This is a genomic window from Corynebacterium sp. MSK041, assembly GCF_030232265.1.
Classification (GTDB): domain Bacteria; phylum Actinomycetota; class Actinomycetes; order Mycobacteriales; family Mycobacteriaceae; genus Corynebacterium.
The window spans coordinates 1-1240 of record NZ_JASPJK010000036.1; the positions used below are offsets into that span (position 1 = coordinate 1).

General features: G+C 55.9%; 1 protein-coding gene and 1 pseudogene. Both read left to right on the top strand.

Annotated elements, in window-relative coordinates; genetic code table 11:
• Positions 1-230: 230 nt before the first annotated feature.
• The gene (locus tag QP968_RS11055; protein WP_284856445.1) at positions 231-1019 is read left to right on the top strand and encodes a sulfite exporter TauE/SafE family protein; all 789 of its coding nucleotides are present in this window, start codon (positions 231-233) and stop codon (positions 1017-1019) included.
• Positions 1020-1106: 87 nt separating this feature from the next.
• A pseudogene (locus QP968_RS11300) lies at positions 1107-1240 on the top strand (IS256 family transposase); the annotation flags it as partial.

The following is a 1240-nucleotide window of genomic DNA, read 5'->3' on the forward strand; positions in this document are numbered from 1 at the left end:
AACGCGGCACCCCCACACCACAGTGACGGGTGCCGCGTTACTTGCATACCCAGTTTGACTATTACCTCTCACCCCCCACACACCACCAGGGAAAACACGAAACAGATTCCACAATCGTCAAACCAACCCAACAATGGCGGCATATCTTCACGCCCGTCGGGGTGTGCTGGCGCGCTAAGACATACAATCTTCTTCAAGTTTATTGGTGTGATGTTAGGAGTTCGGGCCCGATGACTATTCTTTCTGCGCTGTTGTTGTTTGCTATGGGCATCATGGCCGGCATCATTAACTCAGCCGTTGGGTCTGGTTCGCTTCTGACCCTGCCGGTGCTGCTGGCAATGGGCGTGCCGCCGGGGATGGCGGTGAGGACGAACACGATTGGCATGATGTTCGCGTCGTTCGGTTCGGCTTGGGGCTTCCGTAAGGAAACGAAGGCTGAGATGCCGTATCTGGGCCCGCTTATTGTTTCCACGATCGTGGGCGCGGCGGCTGGTTCGCTGCTGTTGCTCTCTACGCCTTCGTCGGCTCTGGACTTTGTTATTCCGATTCTCATTGTTGTGGCCCTGATTCTGGTTATCTTCCAGCAGAAGTTTGTCACCTGGTTCTCGGCGAGTCATGGGATGAGTGAGGGCGGGGGAGTCGTCGGTAAGCCATACAAGCGTCCTGGACTCGTGGGGGCTATGGGCCTTGCGTCTATGTATGGCGGATTCTTCACGGCGGCGCAAGGCGTGCTGTACATGGCGATTATGGGTGTGGGCACGGGCCGGCCGTTCAAGGACGTGAACCCGGTGAAGAACTTCCTATCCATGATCGTGAATACGATCGCGGCGATGGTGTACGTGGTCGCCTTCTTTCTCTTTGATGCGGAGATCCTGTGGGTCGGCGTCGCGGTACTTGCGGTAGGTGGTCTGCTCGGTGGGTTGGTGGGCGCGCGGATTGCAAAGCGTCTGTCCAACACTTTCCTGAAGGGGCTCATCGTGACGGTGGCTTTGTACGCGTTAATCCGTCAGTTCGTGTAAGCGCACAAAAAGAAGGCCGTTCCCAACGGGGAGAGTGTCTGATGGTTTGTGTGTGGGTTCCCAACCTGCATGAGGAGACGGACCAGAATGACTACTGTGGCACGACGAGACCCGGCTGATAAGGCCAAGATTGATGCGATTGAAAAGAAGCTGCTTGCTAACCCTGATATCGCGAAGCTGATTGATGAACTAGGCACGTCTACAACGGATGCCAATGACCT